Annotated in this window: 39 protein-coding genes and 1 pseudogene; 37 read left to right on the top strand and 3 right to left on the bottom strand. The window is 39.7% G+C overall.

All coding sequences use genetic code 11. From position 1 onward, the window contains the following. The first annotated feature begins 74 nt into the window (after positions 1-74). The 37 genes and pseudogenes from rpsJ to rpsI all read left to right on the top strand — a co-directional run bounded on the left by rpsJ (position 75) and on the right by rpsI (position 19555). A complete protein-coding gene (gene rpsJ / locus PVA17_RS01385; protein WP_004233624.1) occupies positions 75-383 on the top strand; it encodes a 30S ribosomal protein S10 in 309 nt (102 codons plus the stop codon). Between the two features lie 46 nt (positions 384-429). Beyond that, a complete protein-coding gene (rplC, locus tag PVA17_RS01390; protein WP_132362697.1) occupies positions 430-1059 on the top strand; it encodes a 50S ribosomal protein L3 in 630 nt (209 codons plus the stop codon). A 26-nt stretch (positions 1060-1085) separates the two neighbouring features. After that, positions 1086-1709 carry a 50S ribosomal protein L4 gene (gene rplD / locus PVA17_RS01395; RefSeq protein ID WP_012296062.1) on the top strand — a complete coding sequence of 208 codons (624 nt, stop codon included), beginning with the start codon at positions 1086-1088 and terminating at the stop codon, positions 1707-1709. After that, complete coding sequence (rplW, locus tag PVA17_RS01400) at positions 1709-1993, top strand: 50S ribosomal protein L23 (protein ID WP_053482811.1); 285 nt, start codon at positions 1709-1711, stop codon at positions 1991-1993. The genes rplD and rplW overlap by 1 nt, the downstream gene beginning before the upstream one ends. Positions 1994-2040: 47 nt before the next feature. Further along, positions 2041-2871, top strand: coding sequence for a 50S ribosomal protein L2 (rplB, locus tag PVA17_RS01405; RefSeq protein WP_036124661.1), 831 nt, complete (start codon positions 2041-2043; stop codon positions 2869-2871). Positions 2872-2931: 60 nt separating this feature from the next. Further along, positions 2932-3210 (top strand): 30S ribosomal protein S19, encoded by a 279-nt coding sequence (gene rpsS / locus PVA17_RS01410; protein ID WP_036151954.1) that lies wholly within the window; start codon positions 2932-2934, stop codon positions 3208-3210. 22 nt (positions 3211-3232) lie between these two features. Continuing rightward, positions 3233-3577 (top strand): 50S ribosomal protein L22, encoded by a 345-nt coding sequence (gene rplV / locus PVA17_RS01415; RefSeq protein WP_004233639.1) that lies wholly within the window; start codon positions 3233-3235, stop codon positions 3575-3577. Between the two features lie 3 nt (positions 3578-3580). After that, the gene (rpsC, locus tag PVA17_RS01420) at positions 3581-4234 is read left to right on the top strand and encodes a 30S ribosomal protein S3 (protein WP_049662850.1); all 654 of its coding nucleotides are present in this window, start codon (positions 3581-3583) and stop codon (positions 4232-4234) included. 1 nt (position 4235) lies between these two features. Then, a complete protein-coding gene (gene rplP, locus PVA17_RS01425) occupies positions 4236-4670 on the top strand; it encodes a 50S ribosomal protein L16 (RefSeq protein WP_054767906.1) in 435 nt (144 codons plus the stop codon). Continuing rightward, on the top strand, positions 4660-4860 hold the full coding sequence (rpmC, locus tag PVA17_RS01430; RefSeq protein ID WP_049662852.1) for a 50S ribosomal protein L29: 201 nt from the start codon (positions 4660-4662) through the stop codon (positions 4858-4860). The genes rplP and rpmC overlap by 11 nt, the downstream gene beginning before the upstream one ends. Before the next feature lie 18 nt (positions 4861-4878). Further along, positions 4879-5142, top strand: a complete 264-nt coding sequence (gene rpsQ, locus PVA17_RS01435; RefSeq protein WP_053482810.1) for a 30S ribosomal protein S17 — start codon at positions 4879-4881, stop codon at positions 5140-5142. A 43-nt stretch (positions 5143-5185) separates the two neighbouring features. Next, positions 5186-5554, top strand: coding sequence for a 50S ribosomal protein L14 (gene rplN / locus PVA17_RS01440; RefSeq protein ID WP_004233650.1), 369 nt, complete (start codon positions 5186-5188; stop codon positions 5552-5554). Between the two features lie 35 nt (positions 5555-5589). Beyond that, a complete protein-coding gene (gene rplX / locus PVA17_RS01445; protein ID WP_053482809.1) occupies positions 5590-5898 on the top strand; it encodes a 50S ribosomal protein L24 in 309 nt (102 codons plus the stop codon). 28 nt (positions 5899-5926) lie between these two features. Next, complete coding sequence (rplE, locus tag PVA17_RS01450; protein ID WP_004233654.1) at positions 5927-6466, top strand: 50S ribosomal protein L5; 540 nt, start codon at positions 5927-5929, stop codon at positions 6464-6466. A 21-nt stretch (positions 6467-6487) separates the two neighbouring features. Continuing rightward, the gene (locus PVA17_RS01455; protein WP_004233656.1) at positions 6488-6673 is read left to right on the top strand and encodes a type Z 30S ribosomal protein S14; all 186 of its coding nucleotides are present in this window, start codon (positions 6488-6490) and stop codon (positions 6671-6673) included. A 29-nt stretch (positions 6674-6702) separates the two neighbouring features. After that, positions 6703-7101: a 30S ribosomal protein S8 gene (rpsH, locus tag PVA17_RS01460; protein ID WP_008181717.1), complete on the top strand. Its 399-nt coding sequence runs from the start codon at positions 6703-6705 to the stop codon at positions 7099-7101. A 30-nt stretch (positions 7102-7131) separates the two neighbouring features. Beyond that, a complete protein-coding gene (gene rplF / locus PVA17_RS01465) occupies positions 7132-7671 on the top strand; it encodes a 50S ribosomal protein L6 (protein WP_100542760.1) in 540 nt (179 codons plus the stop codon). A gap of 32 nt (positions 7672-7703) precedes the next feature. Next, the gene (rplR, locus tag PVA17_RS01470; protein WP_132362699.1) at positions 7704-8063 is read left to right on the top strand and encodes a 50S ribosomal protein L18; all 360 of its coding nucleotides are present in this window, start codon (positions 7704-7706) and stop codon (positions 8061-8063) included. Positions 8064-8084: 21 nt separating this feature from the next. After that, positions 8085-8588, top strand: coding sequence for a 30S ribosomal protein S5 (gene rpsE, locus PVA17_RS01475; protein WP_049662867.1), 504 nt, complete (start codon positions 8085-8087; stop codon positions 8586-8588). A 13-nt stretch (positions 8589-8601) separates the two neighbouring features. Beyond that, entirely contained in the window at positions 8602-8784 is a 183-nt protein-coding gene (gene rpmD, locus PVA17_RS01480) for a 50S ribosomal protein L30 (RefSeq protein ID WP_054771429.1), read from the top strand. 34 nt (positions 8785-8818) lie between these two features. Then, positions 8819-9259, top strand: a complete 441-nt coding sequence (gene rplO, locus PVA17_RS01485; protein ID WP_132362701.1) for a 50S ribosomal protein L15 — start codon at positions 8819-8821, stop codon at positions 9257-9259. Then, positions 9259-10554: a preprotein translocase subunit SecY gene (gene secY, locus PVA17_RS01490; RefSeq protein ID WP_132362703.1), complete on the top strand. Its 1296-nt coding sequence runs from the start codon at positions 9259-9261 to the stop codon at positions 10552-10554. Before rplO ends, secY begins: the two co-directional genes overlap by 1 nt. 70 nt (positions 10555-10624) lie before the next feature. Next, a complete protein-coding gene (locus PVA17_RS01495) occupies positions 10625-11278 on the top strand; it encodes an adenylate kinase (protein ID WP_132362705.1) in 654 nt (217 codons plus the stop codon). A gap of 248 nt (positions 11279-11526) precedes the next feature. Beyond that, a pseudogene (locus PVA17_RS01500) lies at positions 11527-11604 on the top strand (type I methionyl aminopeptidase); the annotation flags it as partial. An 86-nt stretch (positions 11605-11690) separates the two neighbouring features. Beyond that, complete coding sequence (gene infA / locus PVA17_RS01505; protein WP_004233690.1) at positions 11691-11909, top strand: translation initiation factor IF-1; 219 nt, start codon at positions 11691-11693, stop codon at positions 11907-11909. Between the two features lie 37 nt (positions 11910-11946). Then, positions 11947-12060 carry a 50S ribosomal protein L36 gene (gene rpmJ / locus PVA17_RS01510; protein ID WP_000868344.1) on the top strand — a complete coding sequence of 38 codons (114 nt, stop codon included), beginning with the start codon at positions 11947-11949 and terminating at the stop codon, positions 12058-12060. A 24-nt stretch (positions 12061-12084) separates the two neighbouring features. Further along, positions 12085-12450 (top strand): 30S ribosomal protein S13, encoded by a 366-nt coding sequence (gene rpsM / locus PVA17_RS01515; RefSeq protein WP_053482802.1) that lies wholly within the window; start codon positions 12085-12087, stop codon positions 12448-12450. A 25-nt stretch (positions 12451-12475) separates the two neighbouring features. Next, a complete protein-coding gene (gene rpsK, locus PVA17_RS01520; protein ID WP_053482801.1) occupies positions 12476-12865 on the top strand; it encodes a 30S ribosomal protein S11 in 390 nt (129 codons plus the stop codon). 139 nt (positions 12866-13004) lie between these two features. Further along, a complete protein-coding gene (locus PVA17_RS01525; protein WP_004233733.1) occupies positions 13005-13949 on the top strand; it encodes a DNA-directed RNA polymerase subunit alpha in 945 nt (314 codons plus the stop codon). Positions 13950-14006: 57 nt separating this feature from the next. Further along, positions 14007-14387, top strand: a complete 381-nt coding sequence (gene rplQ / locus PVA17_RS01530) for a 50S ribosomal protein L17 (protein WP_012296051.1) — start codon at positions 14007-14009, stop codon at positions 14385-14387. Positions 14388-14884: 497 nt separating this feature from the next. Continuing rightward, positions 14885-15730, top strand: a complete 846-nt coding sequence (locus PVA17_RS01535) for an energy-coupling factor ABC transporter ATP-binding protein (RefSeq protein WP_132362707.1) — start codon at positions 14885-14887, stop codon at positions 15728-15730. Continuing rightward, entirely contained in the window at positions 15706-16578 is an 873-nt protein-coding gene (locus PVA17_RS01540) for an energy-coupling factor ABC transporter ATP-binding protein (RefSeq protein WP_274066679.1), read from the top strand. Before PVA17_RS01535 ends, PVA17_RS01540 begins: the two co-directional genes overlap by 25 nt. Then, positions 16575-17372, top strand: a complete 798-nt coding sequence (locus PVA17_RS01545) for an energy-coupling factor transporter transmembrane component T family protein (RefSeq protein WP_248717482.1) — start codon at positions 16575-16577, stop codon at positions 17370-17372. Before PVA17_RS01540 ends, PVA17_RS01545 begins: the two co-directional genes overlap by 4 nt. Positions 17373-17386: 14 nt before the next feature. Beyond that, positions 17387-18127, top strand: coding sequence for a tRNA pseudouridine(38-40) synthase TruA (truA, locus tag PVA17_RS01550; protein WP_274066680.1), 741 nt, complete (start codon positions 17387-17389; stop codon positions 18125-18127). Positions 18128-18261: 134 nt separating this feature from the next. Continuing rightward, positions 18262-18438 carry a hypothetical protein gene (locus PVA17_RS01555; RefSeq protein ID WP_274066681.1) on the top strand — a complete coding sequence of 59 codons (177 nt, stop codon included), beginning with the start codon at positions 18262-18264 and terminating at the stop codon, positions 18436-18438. A 261-nt stretch (positions 18439-18699) separates the two neighbouring features. Further along, positions 18700-19137 (top strand): 50S ribosomal protein L13, encoded by a 438-nt coding sequence (gene rplM / locus PVA17_RS01560; RefSeq protein WP_004233742.1) that lies wholly within the window; start codon positions 18700-18702, stop codon positions 19135-19137. 25 nt (positions 19138-19162) lie between these two features. Further along, complete coding sequence (gene rpsI / locus PVA17_RS01565) at positions 19163-19555, top strand: 30S ribosomal protein S9 (RefSeq protein WP_004233744.1); 393 nt, start codon at positions 19163-19165, stop codon at positions 19553-19555. 68 nt (positions 19556-19623) lie between these two features. Here the strand turns inward: rpsI and PVA17_RS01570 are convergent, their stop codons facing one another. From PVA17_RS01570 to PVA17_RS01580, 3 genes are all read right to left on the bottom strand, one after another. Beyond that, positions 19624-20664, bottom strand: coding sequence for a tyrosine-type recombinase/integrase (locus PVA17_RS01570; RefSeq protein ID WP_274066682.1), 1041 nt, complete (start codon positions 20662-20664; stop codon positions 19624-19626). 93 nt (positions 20665-20757) lie between these two features. Further along, positions 20758-20955 carry a helix-turn-helix domain-containing protein gene (locus tag PVA17_RS01575; RefSeq protein ID WP_274066683.1) on the bottom strand — a complete coding sequence of 66 codons (198 nt, stop codon included), beginning with the start codon at positions 20953-20955 and terminating at the stop codon, positions 20758-20760. Between the two features lie 26 nt (positions 20956-20981). Beyond that, positions 20982-22088 carry a replication initiation factor domain-containing protein gene (locus PVA17_RS01580; RefSeq protein WP_274066684.1) on the bottom strand — a complete coding sequence of 369 codons (1107 nt, stop codon included), beginning with the start codon at positions 22086-22088 and terminating at the stop codon, positions 20982-20984. Positions 22089-22142: the final 54 nt, after the last annotated feature.

The raw sequence follows: 22142 nt of genomic DNA on the forward strand, positions 1-22142 counted from the left end.
CGCTTTGCCATGGCGGTGTGTGGGAAAATTTTCGTGGAGAATGTCTAGAAAATAGGCGAGAAGGAGGGAAAATAATGGCAAAACAAAAGATTCGTATTCGTTTAAAAGCGTATGATCACCGTATTTTAGATCAGTCTGCTGAGAAAATTGTGGAAACTGCAAAACGTTCAGGTGCAAGTGTATCAGGTCCGATTCCACTTCCAACTGAGAAGTCTGTGTACACAATTCTTCGTGCGGTTCACAAGTACAAAGATTCTCGTGAACAATTCGAAATGCGTACGCATAAACGTCTGATCGATATCGTTAACCCAACACCACAAACTGTTGATGCGTTAATGAAACTTGATTTACCATCTGGCGTTGATATCGAAATCAAACTTTAATGGTAAAAAAATATAACTTTTTTAAAACTTACAGGAGGTGTGACAAATGGCTAAAGGAATCTTAGGTAGAAAAATTGGTATGACACAAGTTTTCGCTGAAAACGGCGATTTAATCCCGGTAACAGTTATCGAAGCTGCTCCAAACGTAGTACTTCAAAAGAAAACTGTTGAAACAGACGGCTACGAAGCAATCCAAGTTGGTTTTGAAGACAAGCGTGTTAAGCTTTCTAACAAACCAGAACAAGGTCACGTAGCAAAAGCGAACACTGCTCCTAAGCGCTTCATCCGTGAATTCCGCAACGTAAACGTTGAAGAATACGAAGTTGGTCAAGAAGTCAAAGTAGAAATTTTCGCAGAAGGCGATGTAATTGATGTAACAGGTGTTACTAAAGGTAAAGGTTTCCAAGGTGTAATTAAACGCCATGGTCAATCTCGTGGTCCTATGGCCCACGGTTCTCGTTACCACCGTCGTCCTGGTTCAATGGGTCCAGTTGCTCCGAACCGCGTATTCAAACAAAAGAAATTACCTGGTCAAATGGGTGGCACTGTAGTTACAATCCAAAACTTAGAAATCGTGAAAGTTGATGCGGAACGTAACTTACTACTTGTTAAAGGTAATGTTCCTGGTTCTAAAAAAGCTCTAGTTACAGTTAAAACTGCAATTAAAGCTAAGTAATCACCTAAGGAAAGGAGGAAACAGGAATGACAAAAGTATCTGTACTTAGTCAAACAGGTGCTTCAGTTGGTGAAATCGAATTAAACGATGCGATTTTTGGAATCGAGCCAAATGAAGCAGTATTATTCGACGCTGTAGTAGCACAACGCGCTTCTCTTCGTCAAGGTAATCACAAGGTTAAAAACCGTTCTGAAGTTGCTGGTGGTGGTCGTAAACCATGGCGTCAAAAAGGAACTGGTCGTGCTCGTCAAGGTTCTATCCGTTCTCCACAATGGCGCGGTGGTGGTATCGTATTCGGTCCAACTCCACGTAGCTACTCTTATAAATTACCTAAAAAAGTTCGCCGCTTAGCTCTTAAATCAGCTTTATCAGCTAAAGTAGTAGAACAAAACTTCTTAGTTCTTGATGCTCTTACATTAGCAGCACCAAAAACAAAAGAATTCACAAAAATCCTTAAAGATCTTTCTTTAGAGAAAAAATCTTTATTCGTAACTGCTGACCTAGATGAAAACGTAGCATTATCTGCTCGTAACATCCCTGGTGTAACAGTTTTAACTGCAAATGGAATCAATGTTCTTGATCTTTTAGGTCATGAAAAAGTTGTATTCACAAAATCTGCAGTAGAAAAAGTTGAGGAGGTGCTTGGATAATGGAAGCACGTGATATTTTAAAACGTCCGGTCATTACTGAGCGTTCTTCAGAACTTATGGCAGAGAAAAAGTATACTTTCGAAGTAGACACTCGCGCTAACAAAACTCAAGTAAAAGACGCTGTAGAAGAAATCTTTGGTGTAACAGTTGAGAAAGTAAACGTTCTTAACTACAAAGGTAAATTCAAACGCGTAGGCCGTTACGGTGGTTACACTAACAAACGTCGTAAAGCGATTGTTAAATTAACTGCTGATAGCAAAGAAATCGAATTATTCGAAATGTAATCCTTTATGGATTTATGATTTGAACAATCAAGAAGGAGGGAAACACAATGGCGATTAAAAAGTATAAACCTACCTCTAATGGTCGTCGTAATATGACGTCTTTAGACTTTGCGGAAATTACAACTAACAAGCCTGAGAAATCATTGCTTGAACCAACTAAACGCAAAGCTGGTCGTAATAACCAAGGTAAAATCACTGTTCGTCATCATGGCGGTGGACATAAGAAGCAATACCGTGTTATCGATTTCAAACGTGTAAAAGATGGCATTCCGGCTAAAGTTGCTACTATCGAATATGATCCAAACCGTTCTGCGAATATCGCATTAATCAACTACGCTGATGGAGCAAAAGCTTACATCTTAGCACCAAAAGGTCTAGAGGTTGGTCAAACAATCGTATCTGGTCCAGATGCTGATATTAAAGTAGGTAACGCATTACCATTAGCAAACATTCCAATGGGTACTACAATCCATAACATCGAGTTAAAACCTGGTAAAGGTGGACAATTAGTACGTTCTGCAGGTACTTCTGCTCAAGTACTTGGTCGTGAAGACAAATACGTAATCGTTCGTCTACAATCTGGTGAAGTACGTTTAGTGTTAGCTACTTGCCGCGCTACAATCGGTCAAGTTGGTAACGAACAACACGAACTAGTACACATCGGTAAAGCAGGTCGTAGCCGTTGGTTAGGTAAACGCCCAGAAGTTCGTGGTTCTGTAATGAACCCTAACGATCACCCACACGGTGGTGGTGAAGGACGTTCTCCAATCGGACGTAAATCACCAATGACTCCTTGGGGTAAACCAGCACTTGGTTACAAAACTCGCAAGAAGAAAAACAAATCGGATAAATTCATCATCCGTAGTCGTAAAAAATAAAGTGGTTAAACTACGGTTCTATGTGAGAGCCGTGGTGGAATCACGGAGGGAGGTTCCTACATGGGTCGCAGCTTGAAAAAAGGACCTTTTGTCGATGACCACTTAATGAAAAAAGTGGAGGCGCAAGAGGCTTCTGAGAAAAAACAAGTTATTAAAACTTGGTCACGCCGTTCTACAATCTTCCCGAACTTCATCGGTTTAACGATTGCTGTTTATGATGGACGTAAACACGTTCCTGTATACGTAACAGAAGATATGGTTGGCCACAAACTTGGTGAGTTCGCACCGACACGTGCTTACAAAGGTCACGGTGCAGACGACAAGAAAACAAGACGCTAATTTTGAGAGGAGGTAAATCCTAATGACACAAGCTAAAGCTATCGCTCGTACTGTTCGCATTGCTCCTCGTAAAGTACGCCTAGTTGTAGACTTAATCCGAGGCAAGCAAGTTGGTGAGGCAGTTGCAATTTTACGTCATACTCCAAAAGCGGCGTCTCCAGTCGTTGAAAAAGTATTAAAATCTGCAGTTGCTAACGCTGAGCATAACTACGATCTTGACATCAACTCTTTAGTAGTTTCTGAAGTTTTCGTTGATGAAGGTCCAACATTAAAACGTTTCCGTCCACGTGCACAAGGACGTGCAAGCGCAATTAACAAACGCACAAGCCACATTACTCTAGTGGTATCTGAGAAGAAGGAGGGTTAATCCGTGGGTCAAAAAGTACATCCAATAGGACTGCGCGTTGGTATTATTCGTGACTGGGAGTCAAAATGGTACGCTGAAAAAGACTATGCAACTCTACTTCACGAAGACATCAAAGTGCGTAAATATATTGAAACGGCTCTTAAAGACGCTTCTGTTTCTAAAGTAGAAATCGAACGCGCTGCAAACCGTGTAAACATTACAATTCACACTGCGAAACCAGGTATGGTAATCGGTAAAGGTGGTTCTGAAGTTGAAAACCTTCGTAAATACCTTAGCGATTTAACTGGTAAACGTGTACACATCAACATTATCGAAATCAAACGTGCTGATCTTGACGCTCGTCTAGTAGCTGAAAACATCGCTCGTCAATTAGAAAACCGTGTATCATTCCGTCGTGCGCAAAAGCAAGCGATCCAACGCACAATTCGTGCTGGTGCAAAAGGAATTAAAACACAAGTATCTGGTCGTTTAGGTGGCGCTGATATCGCGCGTGCTGAACACTATAGTGAAGGAACTGTTCCACTTCATACTCTACGTGCTGACATCGACTATGCACACGCAGAAGCTGACACTACTTACGGTAAATTAGGCGTTAAAGTATGGATCTACCGTGGTGAAGTTCTTCCTACGAAGAAATCTGTGGAAGGAGGCAAATAATATGTTATTGCCTAAACGCGTAAAATACCGTCGTGAACACCGCGGAAACATGCGTGGCGAAGCGAAAGGCGGCAAAGAAGTATCTTTCGGCGAATGGGGCTTACAAGCTCAAACAGCTAGCTGGATTACTAACCGTCAAATCGAATCTGCACGTATCGCGATGACTCGTTACATGAAACGTGGCGGTAAAGTTTGGATTAAAATCTTCCCACACAAACCTTACACTAAAAAACCTCTAGAAGTCCGCATGGGTTCTGGTAAAGGTTCTCCTGAAGGTTGGGTTGCAGTAGTAAAACCAGGAAAAGTAATGTTCGAAATCGCTGGTGTATCTGAAGAGGTTGCACGTGAAGCACTTCGTTTAGCATCACATAAGCTTCCTGTTAAATGTAAGATCGTAAAACGTCAAGAAACTGGTGGTGAATCTAATGAAAGCTAATGAAATCCGTGACCTTGCCACTTCTGAATTAGAGTTAAAAGTGAAATCACTGAAAGAAGAGCTTTTCAACCTTCGCTTCCAATTGGCGACTGGTCAATTAGAAAACACAGCTCGTATTCGTGAAGTGCGTAAAGCAATCGCGCGTATGAAAACTGTTATTCGTGAAAGAGAAATCAGTGCAAATAACTGATAAAGGAGGTTTTCAAGTATGACTGAGCGTAATCAACGCAAAGTTTACACGGGCCGCGTTGTTTCAGATAAAATGGACAAAACAATTTCTGTTTTAGTTGAAACTCACAAAAAGCACAAGCTTTATGGTAAACGTGTAAAATACTCTAAAAAGTTTAAGGCTCATGATGAGTTAAACACAGCGAAAATCGGTGATATCGTACGTATCATGGAAACTCGCCCGCTATCAGCTACTAAACGTTTCCGTCTAGTTGAAGTTGTAGAAAAAGCGGTTATTATTTAATAACTATTTCGGAACAACCAATTTCCGAAGGGAGGTAACCTAAGTGATCCAACAAGAAAGTCGTATGAAAGTTGCTGACAACTCAGGTGCACGTGAAGTTCTTACAATTAAAGTCCTTGGTGGCTCTGGCCGTAAAACTGCTAACATCGGTGATATCGTTGTTTGTACAGTTAAGAAAGCAACACCAGGTGGCGTTGTTAAGAAGGGTGACGTTGTTAAAGCTGTTATCGTTCGTACTAAATCAGGCGTACGTCGTAAAGATGGTACGTACATCAAATTTGATGAAAATGCTTGTGTAATTATTCGTGATGATAAATCACCACGCGGAACTCGTATTTTCGGACCTGTTGCACGTGAATTACGTGACAGCAACTTCATGAAAATCGTTTCTCTAGCTCCAGAAGTTCTTTAATTTCATGACAGTGCCAATCAAGGAGGTGCGACAGCATGCATGTAAAAAAAGGTGACAAGGTTAAGGTAATCACTGGTAAGGATAAAGGCAAAGAAGGCGTTATTCTTGCTGCTTACCCTAAACAAGATCGCGTTCTTGTTGAAGGTGTGAACATCGTGAAAAAACACGTAAAACCTAACCAATTGAATCCACAAGGTGGAATTGTAAGCCAAGAGGCTGCAATTCACGTTTCGAACGTAATGCTAATCGATCCTAAATCTGGCGAGCCGACTCGTGTAGGTTATAAAATCGAAAACGGTAAAAAAGTTCGTGTTGCAAAAAAATCAGGTGCAGTAATCGACTAATTTCTATAAAAAGAAGGGAGGTACACAAATGAGCCGCCTAAAAGAAAAATATTTAAATGAAGTTTCTCCTGCTCTTATGAGCAAGTTTGGATATAAATCAGTTATGCAATTGCCGAAAGTTGAGAAAATCGTTATCAACATGGGTGTTGGTGACGCAGTTCAAAACTCAAAAGCATTAGATGCAGCTGTAGAAGAATTAACAATCATCACTGGTCAAAAACCAGTCGTAACTAAAGCGAAAAAATCGATCGCAGGTTTCCGTCTACGTGAAGGTATGCCTATCGGTGCTAAAGTTACATTACGCGGTGAGCGTATGTATGAATTCTTGGACAAATTAATCTCAATTTCACTACCTCGTGTACGTGACTTCCGTGGTGTTTCTAAAAAAGCATTCGATGGTCGCGGTAACTACACTTTAGGTGTTAAAGAGCAATTAATTTTCCCAGAAATCGATTACGATAAAGTTTCAAAAGTACGCGGTATGGACATCGTGATCGTAACGACAGCGAATTCTGATGAAGAAGCTCGCGAGTTATTGACACAATTCGGTATGCCGTTCCAAAAGTAATTAAACAAGGAGGGCGAAAACGTGGCTAAAAAATCTATGATCGTTAAACAACAACGTAAGCAAAAGTTTAAAGTGCAAGAATATACACGTTGTGAACGCTGTGGCCGTCCACACTCTGTATATCGCAAATTCAAACTTTGCCGTATTTGTTTCCGAGAACTTGCATATAAGGGACAAATTCCTGGCGTGAAAAAAGCCAGCTGGTAATCCCCTAATTTGGGAAGGAGGTAAATGTAATGACAATGACTGATCCGATTGCAGATATGCTTACTCGCATTCGTAATGCGAACATGGTTCGTCACGAGAAGTTAGAAGTACCAGCTTCCAACGTGAAAAAAGAAATCGCTGAAATTTTAAAGCGTGAAGGTTTCGTACGTGACGTAGAATACGTGGAAGACAACAAACAAGGTATTATCCGTATCTTCTTAAAATACGGTAAAGATAACGAGCGCGTTATCACTGGTTTAAAACGTATTTCTAAACCTGGTCTACGAGTATACGCAAAAACAAATGAAGTTCCTAAAGTACTGAACGGTCTTGGTATCGCTTTAGTGTCAACTTCACAAGGTTTATTAACAGATAAAGAAGCTCGCGCTAAACAAGTTGGCGGCGAAGTTCTAGCATACGTTTGGTAATTAGCAATAAATGAATGGAGGTGCAACTAAATGTCTCGTGTAGGTAAAAAAATTATCGAGGTACCAGCTAACGTAACTGTTACTGTTGCAGCTGACAACTCAGTTACCGTTAAAGGTCCTAAAGGCGAACTTGTTCGTTCTTTCCACCAAGATATGAAAATTGAGCAAGAAGGTAACGTAATCACTGTATCTCGTCCTTCTGATTCAAAAGAACACCGCACAAACCACGGTACAACACGTGCGCTATTAGCGAACATGGTTACTGGTGTTTCTGTAGGTTTCGAAAAATCATTAGAACTTATCGGTGTCGGTTACCGTGCGCAATTACAAGGTAAAAAACTTGTTCTTAACGTAGGTTATTCACATCCAGTTGAGTTCACACCGGAAGATGGTCTAGAAGTTGAAGTTCCTTCAAACACTAAAATCATCGTTAAAGGTATCAGCAAAGAACGTGTTGGTGCTCTTGCATCTAACATCCGTGACGTGCGTCCACCAGAGCCTTACAAAGGTAAAGGTATCCGTTATGAAGGCGAATACGTTCGTCGTAAAGAAGGTAAAACAGGTAAATAATGCTGCCTAAGCATTAGAAAGGAGTGACCCTTGTGATTACGAAACAAGATAAAAATCAGGTTCGTAAAAAACGTCATGCACGCGTACGTTCTAAAATTTCGGGTACTGCTGAGCGTCCACGCTTAAACGTATTCCGTTCTAACAAGAACATCTACGCTCAACTAATCGATGACGTAGCAGGCGTAACAATCGTTAGCGCATCTTCTCAAGAAAATGGTTTTGAAGGTGCTGGTAGCAATGTTGATGCTGCAACTAAAGTCGGTGAAACAATCGCAAAACGCGCTACGGAAAAAAATATTACTGCTGTAGTATTTGACCGTGGTGGTTACTTATATCATGGACGTGTTAAAGCTTTAGCTGAAGCTGCACGTGAGAACGGTTTAGAATTTTAATAAAAAGGAGGGACACATTTCATGAGTCGAATTGACGCAAACAAACTTGGAGAACTTGAAGAACGCGTAGTTACTATTAACCGTGTTGCTAAAGTTGTTAAAGGTGGACGTCGCTTCCGCTTCACAGCGTTAGTTGTAGTTGGCGATAAAAACGGTCACGTTGGTTTCGGTACTGGTAAAGCTCAAGAGGTGCCAGATGCTATCCGTAAAGCTGTTGAAGATGCGAAGAAAAACTTAATCGAAGTGCCACGCGTAGGTGGAACAACTCCACACTTAGTGCAAGGTCGCTTTGGTGCAGGAGAAATTCTAATTAAACCTGCTGCTCCTGGTACAGGAGTTATCGCTGGTGGTCCAGTACGTGCCGTACTAGAACTAGCTGGTATTACTGATATTCTTTCAAAATCACTTGGAACTAACACACCAATCAATATGGTGCGTGCAACTGTTCAAGGTTTAACTGAATTAAAACGCGTAGAGGACGTAGCTAAATTACGTGGTAAATCAGTGGAAGAAATATTAGGATAAGGGGGGAAAGATAATGGCTAACAAATTAGAAATCACCCTTACAAAATCTGTGATTGGTACTAAACCTGCGCAACGTAAAACAATCGAAGCTCTAGGTTTACGCAAATTACACCAAACTGTTGAGAAAGCTGATAATGCAGCTACTCGCGGTATGCTTGATAAAGTAGCTCACTTAGTTACTGTAAAAGAAATTTAATTTCCAATTATTGAACAAGGAGGTGCCACCCACTATGAAACTGCATGAGTTAAAACCAGCAGAAGGTTCTCGTAAGCAACGCAACCGCGTTGGTCGTGGTATCGGTTCTGGTAACGGTAAGACAGCAGGTAAAGGTCATAAAGGTCAAAACGCTCGTTCTGGTGGCGGTGTTCGCCCAGGCTTTGAAGGCGGTCAAAACCCATTATTCCGTCGTTTACCAAAACGTGGCTTTACGAACATCAACCGTAAAGAATACGCTATCGTTAACCTTGACACATTAAACCGTTTCGAAGACGGTGCAGAGGTAACAGCTGCATTATTACTTGAAACTGGTCTTGTGAGCAATGAAAAAGCTGGAATTAAAGTTCTTGGAAACGGAACTCTTGATAAAAAGCTTACAGTAAAAGCTCATAAATTCTCTGCTTCAGCTAAAGAAGCAATCGAGAATGCCGGCGGAACTACTGAGGTGATTTAATGTTTCAGACGATCTCTAACTTTATGCGTGTTCGAGATATACGAAATAAAATCATTTTCACTCTTTTAATGTTAATCGTTTTCCGTATCGGTACGTTTGTACCAGTACCAAACGTTGACGCTAATGTATTAAAGGCAACTGATGAGTTCAATCTCGTTGGTTTCCTAAATACTTTTGGCGGTGGTGCTTTGAAAAACTTCTCTATCTTCGCGATGGGAATTATGCCTTACATCACTGCTTCAATTATTGTTCAGTTATTGCAAATGGACGTAGTGCCGAAATTTGCTGAGTGGGCAAAGCAAGGTGAAGTCGGAAGACGTAAACTTGCTCAATTTACTCGTTACTTTACAATTGTTCTTGCGTTTATCCAATCATTCGCAATGTCATTTGGCTTTAATAGAATGTATGGCGGATCTTTGATTAAAGAAGAAGGAATTTTAACATATGTTACAATTTCTATTGTATTAACAGCAGGTACAGCATTCCTTGTATGGCTTGCTGAACAAATTACTGCACATGGCGTTGGGAATGGTATTTCTATTGTAATTTTCGCAGGTATCACTGCGGCATTACCGAATGCCATTAACCAAATCTATGCACAGCAAATCGAGGGTGCTGGTGATAAATTATTTATCAATCTAGTAATTCTTGGATTGCTTGTTTTAGTTATGCTTGCAGTTGTTGTTGGAGTTATCTACGTGCAACAAGCACTACGTAAAATTCCAATTCAATATGCTAAACGAGTTACTGGACGCAACCAACAAACAGCTAGTCAACAAACACATTTACCGTTAAAAGTAAATGCTGCAGGGGTTATTCCGGTAATCTTTGCATCAGCGTTTTTGACAACACCACGTGTGTTAGTTCCGTTCTTTGGCGAAGGTGCTGTAACAACATTCATTGAAAACACGTTTGATTATTCTAAACCTGTTGGGATGGTTGTTTACATTGCATTGATCGTCGCGTTCACATATTTCTATGCATTCGTACAAGTGAATCCAGAAAATGTGGCAGATAACTTGAAAAAGCAAGGTGCTTACATTCCGGGTATTCGTCCGGGTGAAAGTACGCAAACGTATTTAACAAGCGTGTTATATCGTCTGACATTTGTTGGTGCGATTTTCTTAACTGTTATTTCGGTAATGCCGATTATACTCATGAACATTATGAAACTACCTGCCACAGTGCAGATCGGTGGTACTAGTATTATTATCGTAGTCGGCGTAGCGCTGGAAACGATGAAACAGCTAGAATCTCAACTTGTTAAACGTCACTACAAAGGCTTTATGAAATAATGTTGGTTTTTAGGGAACGTTTCATCGTTTCCTGAAATCAGCAAACCTTTTGTGGGAGGAATATTTCCGTATGAATATCGTTTTAATGGGTCTGCCAGGTGCTGGTAAAGGTACTCAAGCAGATAAAATCGTTGAGAAGTACGCGATTCCTCATATTTCTACAGGCGATATGTTCCGTGCTGCTATGAAAGATGGTACAGAACTAGGCTTGCAAGCTAAATCGTTTATTGATCAAGGTGCTCTAGTACCTGATGAAGTAACGATTGGTATTGTTCGTGAACGACTTGCTAAACATGATTGTGAAAAGGGCTTCTTATTAGATGGATTCCCACGTACTGTTCCTCAAGCTGAAGCTTTAGACAGCATTCTTGCTGATCTTGGTAAAGCTATTGAACATACAATTAACATCCAAGTTGAAAAAGATGAGTTAGTTGCTCGTCTGTCAGGTCGTCGTATTTGTAAAACTTGCGGTACATCTTATCATCTTGTTTTCAATCCTCCAGCTGAGGAAGGAACATGTGATAAAGATGGTGGCGAGCTTTATACACGTGCGGATGATAATCCTGAAACGGTTGCAAACCGTCTGGAAGTAAATATGAAACAAGCACAACCTTTACTTGACTACTATGAAGTAAAAGGTGTGTTAACAAATATTGATGGACAGCAAGATATTAATAAAGTGTTTGCTGATCTTGATGCTCTATTACAGGGCAGCCGCAGCTGATACCCGGCTCCGGGCGCAGAATACTGCTTCCGCGGGAGGCATGCGGGAGCAACAACGAAACATAATTTTTTGAGAGTTGCAAAAGCATATTGTGCCCGGTATATATTTCTTTTAAAAAGTGCAACATTACTTTTGAAAGAGTATAATGGGTTTCGTGGAAGCATCTGTGTAACGGGTATGAATATCTCATCAAAGACATTCCGGTATTCGTGTAAACATGGAAGGTTCAGTGCCCTTAACGGTTCTGTATATTCCGTGGATTGTGTGAAGCGAAACCAGACGAGCGTCTTTCAAACATCTCTCATACAATCCAAACATATGTTGAAACGAGGTTGCTTCTATAGTTGCAGCAGATATCCGTTTGATGTAACGATGAGAACTTTAATTTGCATATAGAGAGGAGACAGAGTAGATGGCGAAAGATGATGTAATTGAAGTCGAAGGGACAGTTGTTGAGACTTTGCCAAACGCGATGTTTAAGGTAGAATTAGAAAATGGACATGTGATTCTAGCACACGTTTCTGGTAAGATTCGTATGCACTTTATCCGCATTCTACCTGGAGATAAGGTTACTATCGAGTTATCTCCTTATGATTTAACTCGCGGTCGTATCACATACCGTTTTAAATAATCTTTTGCGCTCCGGACTACTAAGGAGGTTAGGTTAGATGAAAGTGAGACCATCTGTAAAACCGATCTGCGAAAAATGTAAAGTAATTCGCCGACGCGGTAAAGTAATGGTAATTTGTGAAAATCCTAAACACAAACAAAAACAAGGATAATTTTAAAGGAGGTGCACAACGTACATGGCACGTATTGCTGGTGTTGACATTCCTCGCGACAAACGCGTGGTAATTTCATTAACTTACATTTACGGTATTGGTAAAACTACAGCTCAGAAAGTATTAGCTGACGCAGGTATTTCAGAAGATACACGCGTACGCGACTTAACTGAAGATGAGTTAAACAAAATCCGTGAACAATTAGACACATACAAACTTGAAGGTGACTTACGTCGCGAAACTTCATTAAATATCAAACGTCTGATGGAAATCGGTTCATTCCGTGGTATCCGTCACCGTCGTGGTTTACCTGTTCGTGGTCAAAATACGAAGAACAATGCGCGTACGCGTAAAGGTCCTCGTAAAACTGTAGCGAACAAGAAAAAATAATAAGTAAAGGAGGTTCCTTCTTAACATGGCTCGTAAACAACAAACTCGTAAACGTCGTGTGAAAAAGAATATCGAATCTGGTATCGCACACATTCGTTCTACATTTAACAATACAATCGTAACGATTACAGATATGCAAGGTAACGCTGTATCTTGGTCAAGTGCTGGTGCTCTTGGTTTCCGTGGTTCACGTAAATCTACACCATTCGCTGCTCAAATGGCTGCAGAAACTGCTGCTAAAGCATCCCTTGAACATGGTCTGAAAACGTTGGAAGTAACTGTTAAAGGTCCTGGTGCAGGTCGTGAAGCTGCAATTCGTGCACTTCAAGCTGCTGGTTTAGATGTAACTGCTATTAAAGACGTTACTCCAGTTCCTCATAATGGTTGCCGTCCGCCAAAACGTCGTCGCGTGTAATGGGTGCGTCTCATATTGTATGAGAACATCATTTTTTGTACAGACTGTCTTGTGCAGATAATAAACGATACGTCAATGACGATCGAATCTATGATGGAAAGAACCTATACATTCGATGTTTTGAAGGAGGGTAAATAAAATGATCGAAATTGAAAAACCAAAGATTGAAACGGTGGAGATCAGCGAAGATTCCAAATATGGAAAGTTTGTTGTAGAACCGCTTGAACGCGGATATGGAAACACTTTGGGTAATTCTTTACGTCGTATCCTTCTGTCTTCATTACCAGGAGCTGCTGTCACTTCAATTCAAATTGACGGTGTTCTTCACGAATTCTCAACTGTAGAAGGCGTTGTAGAGGATGTAGCTTCAATTATTTTGAACGTGAAAAAACTAGCTCTTAAAATCTACTCTGACGAAGAAAAAGTTATTGAGATTGATGTAAAAGGCGATGGTACAGTTACAGCTGCTGACATTACACATGACAGTGATGTAGAAATTTTAAACCCGGATCTATATATTGCAACAATCGCTAAAAACGGTCATTTACGTATGCGTATGTACGCTCAACGCGGCCGTGGTTACACTCCTGCTGATCAAAACAAACGTGAGGATCTTCCTATCGGCGTGATCCCGATCGACTCTATTTACACTCCAGTATCACGCGTCAATTTCCAAGTGGAAAATACTCGTGTAGGTCAGTCTTCTGACTACGATAAACTTTCTCTTGATGTGTGGACAGATGGTAGCATCGGTCCGAAAGAGGCGATTTCGCTCGGAGCAAAAATTTTAACCGAGCATCTAAACATCTTCGTTGGCATGACAGATGAGGCACAAACTGCTGAAATCATGGTCGAAAAAGAAGAAGATCAAAAAGAAAAAGTTTTAGAGATGACTATCGAAGAACTTGATCTTTCTGTTCGTTCTTATAACTGCTTAAAACGCGCTGGTATTAATACAGTACTAGAACTTGCGAATAAGTCAGAAGACGATATGATGAAAGTTCGTAACCTTGGACGTAAGTCACTTGAAGAGGTAAAAGCGAAGTTAGAAGAGCTTGGTTTAGGGTTACGCAAAGAAGACTAAGCGATTTAAACAAAACTTACAAGATCAGATAATTTTTTATAAAGGAGGGAAACGTCCATGGGTTACAGAAAACTTGGTCGTACAAGTTCTCAACGTAAAGCGATGTTACGTGACTTAGCTACTGATTTAATCATCAACGAGCGTATCGAAACTACTGAGGCTCGCGCTAAAGAAGTACGTAAAGCTGTTGAAAAAATGATTACTTTAGGTAAACGCGGTGATTTACATGCACGCCGTCAAGCTGCTGCATTCATCCGTCGTGAACTAGTAACAACTACTGATGCTGAAGGTAACGAAACAACTTCATTTGCACTGCAAAAGTTATTTGATGATGTTGCACCACGTTATGCAGAACGTCAAGGTGGTTACACTCGTATTCTTAAAGTAGGTCCTCGTCGTGGTGACGGTGCACCTGTTGTTGTGATTGAATTAGTTTAATCATAAGAGAAGACAAGTGGTGAAGAGGGTGGAATCACCACCCTCTTTCTTTATAAACGATTTATACGACAAATAATTAAGCTGAGCGTTATGATGAGCGAACACTGTTGTGTGGCGTCTCGTTTAGCTCTCCGCACCTCATTCAGAGGGAACAAGGGCTTGAGCACCCGTGTTTCTTGAAAATGTAACGACTAGCGCATTTCTATCGAATGAGGTGCGCGCTTTTTTATTTTTTAGGGAAGTATGATAGCGCCAATTTAGTGGTGCTTTTTTTTATAGGCTGATTTATAGAATGCAGTTACGGTAATGTTTGAGGTGGGTCACAGCAATATTTAATGTATTCTATAAATTATATTTAGTCCTATTAGTTTTAAAAAATAAAACGAAAAGTGATTTTAGCACTTTTCTTTTATTGACATAATGATTGTAGTAGAATTCATACATAAAAAAGTGTAAGTTAGTTAGTAGAGCTGAGCATGTAGAGAGGAGTTCTAGAAATGCCAGAAATTTTATCATTAAATAATGTGACATTTTCATATACACCAGAAGAAAAAGAAAGTCGCAATGCTGTTGAAAATGTAAGCTTTGCAGTTCAAGAAGGGGAATGGATTGCCATTGTTGGCCATAACGGTTCTGGTAAATCCACCATTGCAAAGCTTATGAATGGTTTGTTATACCCACAGCAGGGCGATGTACGTATATTACGAGAACCATTAAGTGAAAAAAACCTGTGGGAAAGCCGTTCACAGATAGGCATGGTTTTCCAAAATCCAGACAATCAATTTGTTGGAGCGACAGTGCAGGATGATGTTGCTTTTGCTCTTGAAAATAACGGAGTACCGTTTGAAGAGATGGTAGAACGTGTACATGCGGCACTTGAGCAAGTAAAAATGAGCGATTTTTTAGATCATGAGCCACATCACTTATCAGGTGGTCAAAAGCAGCGTGTTGCTATTGCAGGTGCACTTGCGATGAAACCTAAGCTTCTTATATTAGATGAAGCTACTTCTATGTTAGATCCACAGGGGCGTGCTGAGGTATTACACACTGTTCAAACTTTACGTGCTGAAACAGGGTTAACGGTAATATCTATTACCCATGATTTAGAGGAAGCCATGCTTGCGGATCGTGTTCTCTTTATGAATGATGGAAAGAAATTTGCTGAGGGTACACCTGGTGAAATTTTTGCACTTGGGGATAAGCTAGTTGAGTTTGGACTAGACTTACCATTTGCCATGAAGTTATCAAAGTTATTACAAAAGGAAGGTGTTCCATTAATGGGACAACATATGACAGAAGAAGAGTTGGTGAATGATTTATGGACATCAAACTTCAACAAGTAAGCTATGCCTATTCACAGGGTACACCTTTTGAAAAACGTGCATTATTCGATGTAGATGTTGAAATTCCTTCACATACGTATCAGGCAATTATCGGACATACAGGTTCCGGTAAATCGACAATTCTTCAGCATTTCAATGCACTTCTAAGACCAACCTCTGGGGAAGTACATATAGGAGATCGCATTGTTGTAGCTGGGAAAAAGGCGAAGGATTTAAAGGCTGTACGTCAAAAGGTTGGTATTGTGTTTCAATTCCCGGAGCATCAGCTGTTTGAAGAAACCGTATTAAAAGATATTATGTTTGGCCCTATGAATTTTGGTGTATCAGAGCAAGAGGCAGCAGCACGAGCAAAAGAACTTATAGGCTTAGTCGGCTTACCAGCGAACGTACTTGAAAAATCACCTTTTGATTTATCAGGCGGACAAATGCGTAGGGTAGCAATTGCTGGCGTTTTAGCGATGGAGCCTGAAGTTATTGTTTTAGATGAACCAACTGCAGGGCTTGATCCACGCGGTCAGAAAGAGATTATGGATATGTTTTATAAGCTACACAAGGAACGCGGTCTAACGACGATTCTTGTAACGCACAGTATGGAGGACGCAGCTCGTTATGCAGACAATATTGTCATTATGCATGAAGGGAAAAATGTACTAAGTGGCACACCACAAGAAATTTTTAAAGATGTAGTGACATTAAAAAATTTCCGCTTAGAACCACCTCGTATCGTACGCTTTCAACAAAAAATTGAAACAATGATAAACAAATCCTTCTCAAAGATCTGCTTAACCGAAGAAGAGCTAGCAGCTGAAATTGCTCGGGTACTAAGAGAGGAGCGTGAACAGTCATGATGGAGAAAATGATATTTGGTCGCTTCCTTCCCGGAAATTCTCCAGTTCATAAGCTCGATCCGCGATCAAAGCTTATATTTGTGTTTGCATTCATTATTATTGTTTTTTTAGCAAACAACACAGTGACATATGCCTTGTTATTAGCCTTTACTCTACTCATTGTGCTCATATCAAATATTCGTTTATATTTTTTAATTAATGGTCTAAAGCCAGTAATTTTTTTAATGGCATTTACCTTCTTAATTCATATATTTATGACGAAAGAAGGTGCTTTAGTATTTGAGTGGAAGTTTATTACTATTTACGAAGAAGGTATTCGACAAGGAATCTTTATTTCGATACGTTTCCTAGTTTTAGTGTTTATGACATCTATTTTAACGCTTACAACATCACCGATTTCCATTACGGATGGTATTGAAGTACTGTTAAATCCATTAAAAGCGGTGAAAGTGCCAGTGCATGAATTGGCTTTGATGATGTCTATTTCATTGCGCTTTATTCCAACGTTAATGGATGAAACAGATAAAATTATGAAAGCACAAATGGCACGTGGTTCGGATTTATCTTCTGGGCCAATAAAAGATCGCATTAAAGCGGTTGTGCCATTACTGGTACCTCTCTTTGTCAGTGCTTTTAAACGAGCCGAAGATTTAGCAACAGCTATGGAAGTAAGAGGTTACCGTGGAGGCGAAGGGCGTACGAGGTATCGCAAGCTAAAATGGGATATGAGTGATACATTTTCACTTGTGTTATTAGTAGCAATGGCCGTTTTACTATTCTTCTATAGAAGTTAAAAGGAGTAAGCTTTATGCGACGATTAAAAGCAATTATAAGTTATGATGGAACGCAATTTTCTGGGTATCAAGTACAGCCTGGAGAGCGCACAGTACAGGCTGAGGTTGAGCGTGTTCTAGCCATTATGCATAAAGGGGAAAAGATAAAGGTAACAGCTAGTGGACGTACAGATGCAAGGGTACATGCAACAGGCCAAACATTGCATTTTGATTCACCACTAGCGATTCCAGTAGATAAATACATGAAGGCATTAAATGTTCAACTGCCAAGAGATATTAGAGTAATGTCGATGGAAGAAGTAGCTGCTGATTTTCATGCGCGCTACAGTGTAACAGGAAAGCGGTACCGATATATATGGTCATGTGAGCCTGTACAAAGTCCATTCCGCAGACAATACACTGTAGAGACAAATGGTGTGAAACCAAATGTTGAGGCAATGCAGGAGGCAGCAAAGGCTATTATTGGTACACATGACTTTTCATGCTTTTGTGCAGCCAATACAAGTGTCAAAGATAAGGTCCGTACAGTGACTACACTACAATTTGAATGGTATGGTGAAGAGCTTCATATGGTGATTGAAGGAAATGGCTTCTTATATAATATGGTACGCATCATTGCAGGAACACTTTGGGAAGTTGGTATAGGACGTCGTGATATTGAGAACGTGGCGTTAGTCGTTCAAACTATGAATCGCGATAAGGCGGGTAAGACTGCACCTCCGCAAGGTCTGTATCTTGAGAAAGTCTTCTATTAAAATGGCTTATCCAAAGTTGGGCTGTCGATTTGTTTAACGTATATCATGAGGATAAGTTGATTGGAGTGGAGACTGGGCGACTCCTCGGGGATCAGCGTTACAGATGAGATCCTGCAGCGTAGCGGATGTCTTCTGTGCGAAAGCGTAGTGTTAACGTAGCGGCAGCACCAAAAGCGGCTCATCGGACGCCCCCAGGAAGCTTTGCTCTGCGCGAAAGCGAAGCGTCAGCGGCAAATGTTTTCTGTAGCGAAAGTGAAACGACAGCTACAAAGCGCCCAGTCGGAACGGAAATCAACCACTCGTTTTGGTGATTAGCCATTATAATGGTATAAAATTTTTGACACGAAATAACATTATTATTTTAAAAATGAAGGCTCATAAAAGCCCTAATTTAACCAATCAATGAATCTGAACAACTTCGCCAGGTGTTTATTGAAATTGCTTGACTTTAAAAGTCATTCATTATATGATAACAGATGGTATTTTCATTACCACCACAAATAAGCCCCGAAAACTTATAGTGTAGTTTAATGAAAAATAACGGTAATCGAATCGATTAGGAGGATATATACATGCGTACAACATTCATGGCTAAAGGTCACGAAGTAGACCGTAAATGGCTAGTAGTTGATGCAGAAGGCCAAACTCTTGGACGTTTAGCTTCTGAAGTAGCTGCTATCTTACGTGGTAAACATAAACCAACATTCACACCAAACGTTGACACAGGTGATCACGTAATCATCATCAACGCTGACAAAATCCATTTAACTGGTAACAAATTAGAGGGTAAACTTTACCGTCACCACACTCAATTTGCGGGTGGTTTAAAAACTCGTACTGCTGGTGAAATGCTAGATAAGTACCCAACAAGAATGATCGAATTAGCAGTTAAAGGTATGCTTCCTAAAAACTCTTTAGGTCGCAAAATGTTCACTAAACTTAACGTTTACACTGGAACAGAGCATCCACATGCTGCACAAAAACCAGAAGCATACGAGCTTCGCGGATAATATAAATTAAGAGGAGGATATTACTTTGGCACAAGTTCAATACATCGGCACTGGTCGCCGTAAAAGCTCTGTAGCTCGCGTACGTTTAGTACCAGGTACAGGTAAAATTGTTATCAACAAACGTGAAATCGAAGAATACGTACCATTCGCTGCATTACGTGAAGTAATTAAGCAACCATTAGTAGCAACTGAAACTACAGGAAGCTACGATATCCACGTAAACGTTAACGGTGGTGGATACACTGGTCAAGCTGGTGCAGTACGTCACGGTATCGCTCGTGCTCTACTTCAAGTAGACCCAGATTTCCGTGCTGCATTAAAATCTGCTGGATTACTTACTCGTGATTCACGCATGAAAGAACGTAAAAAACCAGGTCTACGCGGCGCTCGTCGTGCACCTCAGTTCTCAAAACGTTAATCAATTCTTTATTGTATCAACGTTTACAAAGGTTTTTTGGTTCAAGTTGGTTCAAATCAGCTTGAACCTCATAAAGAACTTAACAGGTTTAAAGCATCAGCATCTTGCTGGTGCTTTTTTTCTGGCATTAATTCCAGATAATAATTTTGCGTTGTTTGAATATTGATATGACCTAACCGTTTTGATACATATGCAATATCTATATCTTGTGAAAATAAAAATGATGCGTGCGTATCTCTTAAGCCGTGGAATGTTGTTTTTTTAATGTTTAATTCCGTTAATAATTCGGCTAATAGTTCTGATTGTTTAAACCCACCAAAGCCAAAAATATAACCATTCTCTTTAACGGGAATGTTACGGATAAGCTCATATACTTCTCTGTTAATAGAAACATCACGTTTTGCATTTTGTGTTTTTAATGAAGTATCGTCAGAAGTAGGACTGATTGAATGTCTAACTTCTATTCCGTATTCAAAAAGGCTTTCTGGTCGTATTGCTAATAGCTCTCCACGTCGCATACCCGTTTCTAAGGCAAGTAATACAAGTAAGTTAAACTCATCTTCTGGATGCTTTAAAACGTAATTACGGAGCTTTTTAAAGTCAGTGATAGATAATGCCCTGTTTCGCTTAGGTGGGTTTTCTCCACGCGTTTTTACTAATCGTGCGAAGTCATTAGCAATATAACCTCGAGCATAGGCATCACGTAAAGCAGTTTTGATTTTTAATAATACTTCATGTGTTGTTTTTCGAGAATGTGTTTTTGCATACTCATCAATTTTCTTTTGAACAACAATATCATTTAAATCTTTTAATTGAATGTCCTGAAATAAGTTTCGAATAACCCCTAAAGTACGAACATAATTTTGAAAAGTCGTTTCTTTCACGTCATTTACTTTCACAAGATAAATCCAATTCTCGAAGAAGTCCGCAAAGGTTGTTGCTCTGTGTGCAAGATCCTTACCTTCTCCTTTCGCTAATTCCATTTCTAAAGTCCAAAGTTCTGCTTCCTTTTTTGTTGGAAAGGTTTTAGAAAGTTTTTTATGTTTTCCTTGTTTGTATAAAGAAACTTGCGCTCGATATGATTTTCCTCTTTTTATAATACTAGCCATGCTATCAATTCCCTTCAAAAAATAGTCGATAGATGCTAGTTGAATACAACTGTATTGTATTCCGAACCAAGCATCATATCAACTGTCAATAAATTAAACCGAGTGTTCTTCAATAAAATGTATTAAAGATTTCATTGTGTATCGTTCATGCCGACCAATCATGAAGCGTGCAAGCCCTTCATGAGGTCGTATATATTTATCAAATGATTTTGGGTCTAGACCTAGAAAACGAGCTGCTTGATCCCTAGTTAAAAGATATGGGTAGCCCTGTGAAGTCATATCAATGCTCATGAAGACATCATCTCCTTGTGAATTTCTTATTTAAACGGATAACCTTGTTTTGTATATAATGGCGAATACTTTTTTAACCAAGCTAAGACATCGTCATTAGGCTCATAGTTTTCAAATTCATCGTAAAGAAATGCTAAACACTTCTTTAGCCCCTCATCTCCCCAAATACGCCGAATTTTAAATAAGTAGGGGAATAATCCAGACCCATTTAAAATGTGCTTTTGTGATTGTTCTAACAGGTTCATTCGTGGCGAAGGGGAACTAAACATAAAATTTCTCTGATTAAGTAATTTAAGCATTTTTTTAGTGTAAGTCGTTAATCTTTTAGATTTGTCATAATAAAATTGGTAACGATCAGTTAGAGCTGAAACTAACAAATCTTTTAACTCTGTATCATTTCTTATGTCTTCTAGCTTATCTGATAAGTCATGAGCATAAGCACCCTTATAAACTGCTTCAAACCGTACCCAATCATCATAATGAATAGCTTCTTCACATCGAATACCCATCGTTTCGACTTGTTCTTTCTTCTTATCATAAACCCTTAATAAAGCCTTTATATTTTTGCCTTTCGAACCAAGATAAAAAGTTGAGGTGATATTATTTTTTGTTATTGCCGATAAATCAGAATGATTTCTTCTCCCAGTAGCAGTTTTAACGATTTGATTTTTTTTAGAGAGCTGATTATAAATCGTGTTTACATTCACTTTTTCATTGATAAAATCAACTGCAATATCAATTCTCGATAGTCTGGAAGTATATAAGGAACTGTTGTTTATGTTCGTGAAAAACTGATGTATCTGTATTGGACTAGTGAATAATGATTCATATTGCTTTCTATATTCCATCCATGCGTACGCAGAAAATTTTATACAAATACCCATCTGTATAAAATCAGTATGATATGCGATTGCGAAATAATATGGTGCATCGTCGCAAACAAAACCATTTGAATAACCTTGAGGTAATGAATATGTCGTTTCTTTTAGGTTGCCTAATACGGTTTCTAATTTCGACAGCCTAACAAATTCATTAATGATGTTGATTGCCATGCCTTCCCAACCTTCTATTTGGCTGGGTCTTTTCGTTGATTGTAGAACTAGGGTAAATTCATCGACTTGAACATCTAACAAAATTATCACTCCTTTCAAGTCATGAAACATTGATATATCAGCACTAGTTGCGAA

Source organism: Lysinibacillus sp. CNPSo 3705 (assembly GCF_028674935.1).
In the GTDB taxonomy this organism is placed as follows: Bacteria; Bacillota; Bacilli; order Bacillales_A; family Planococcaceae; genus Lysinibacillus.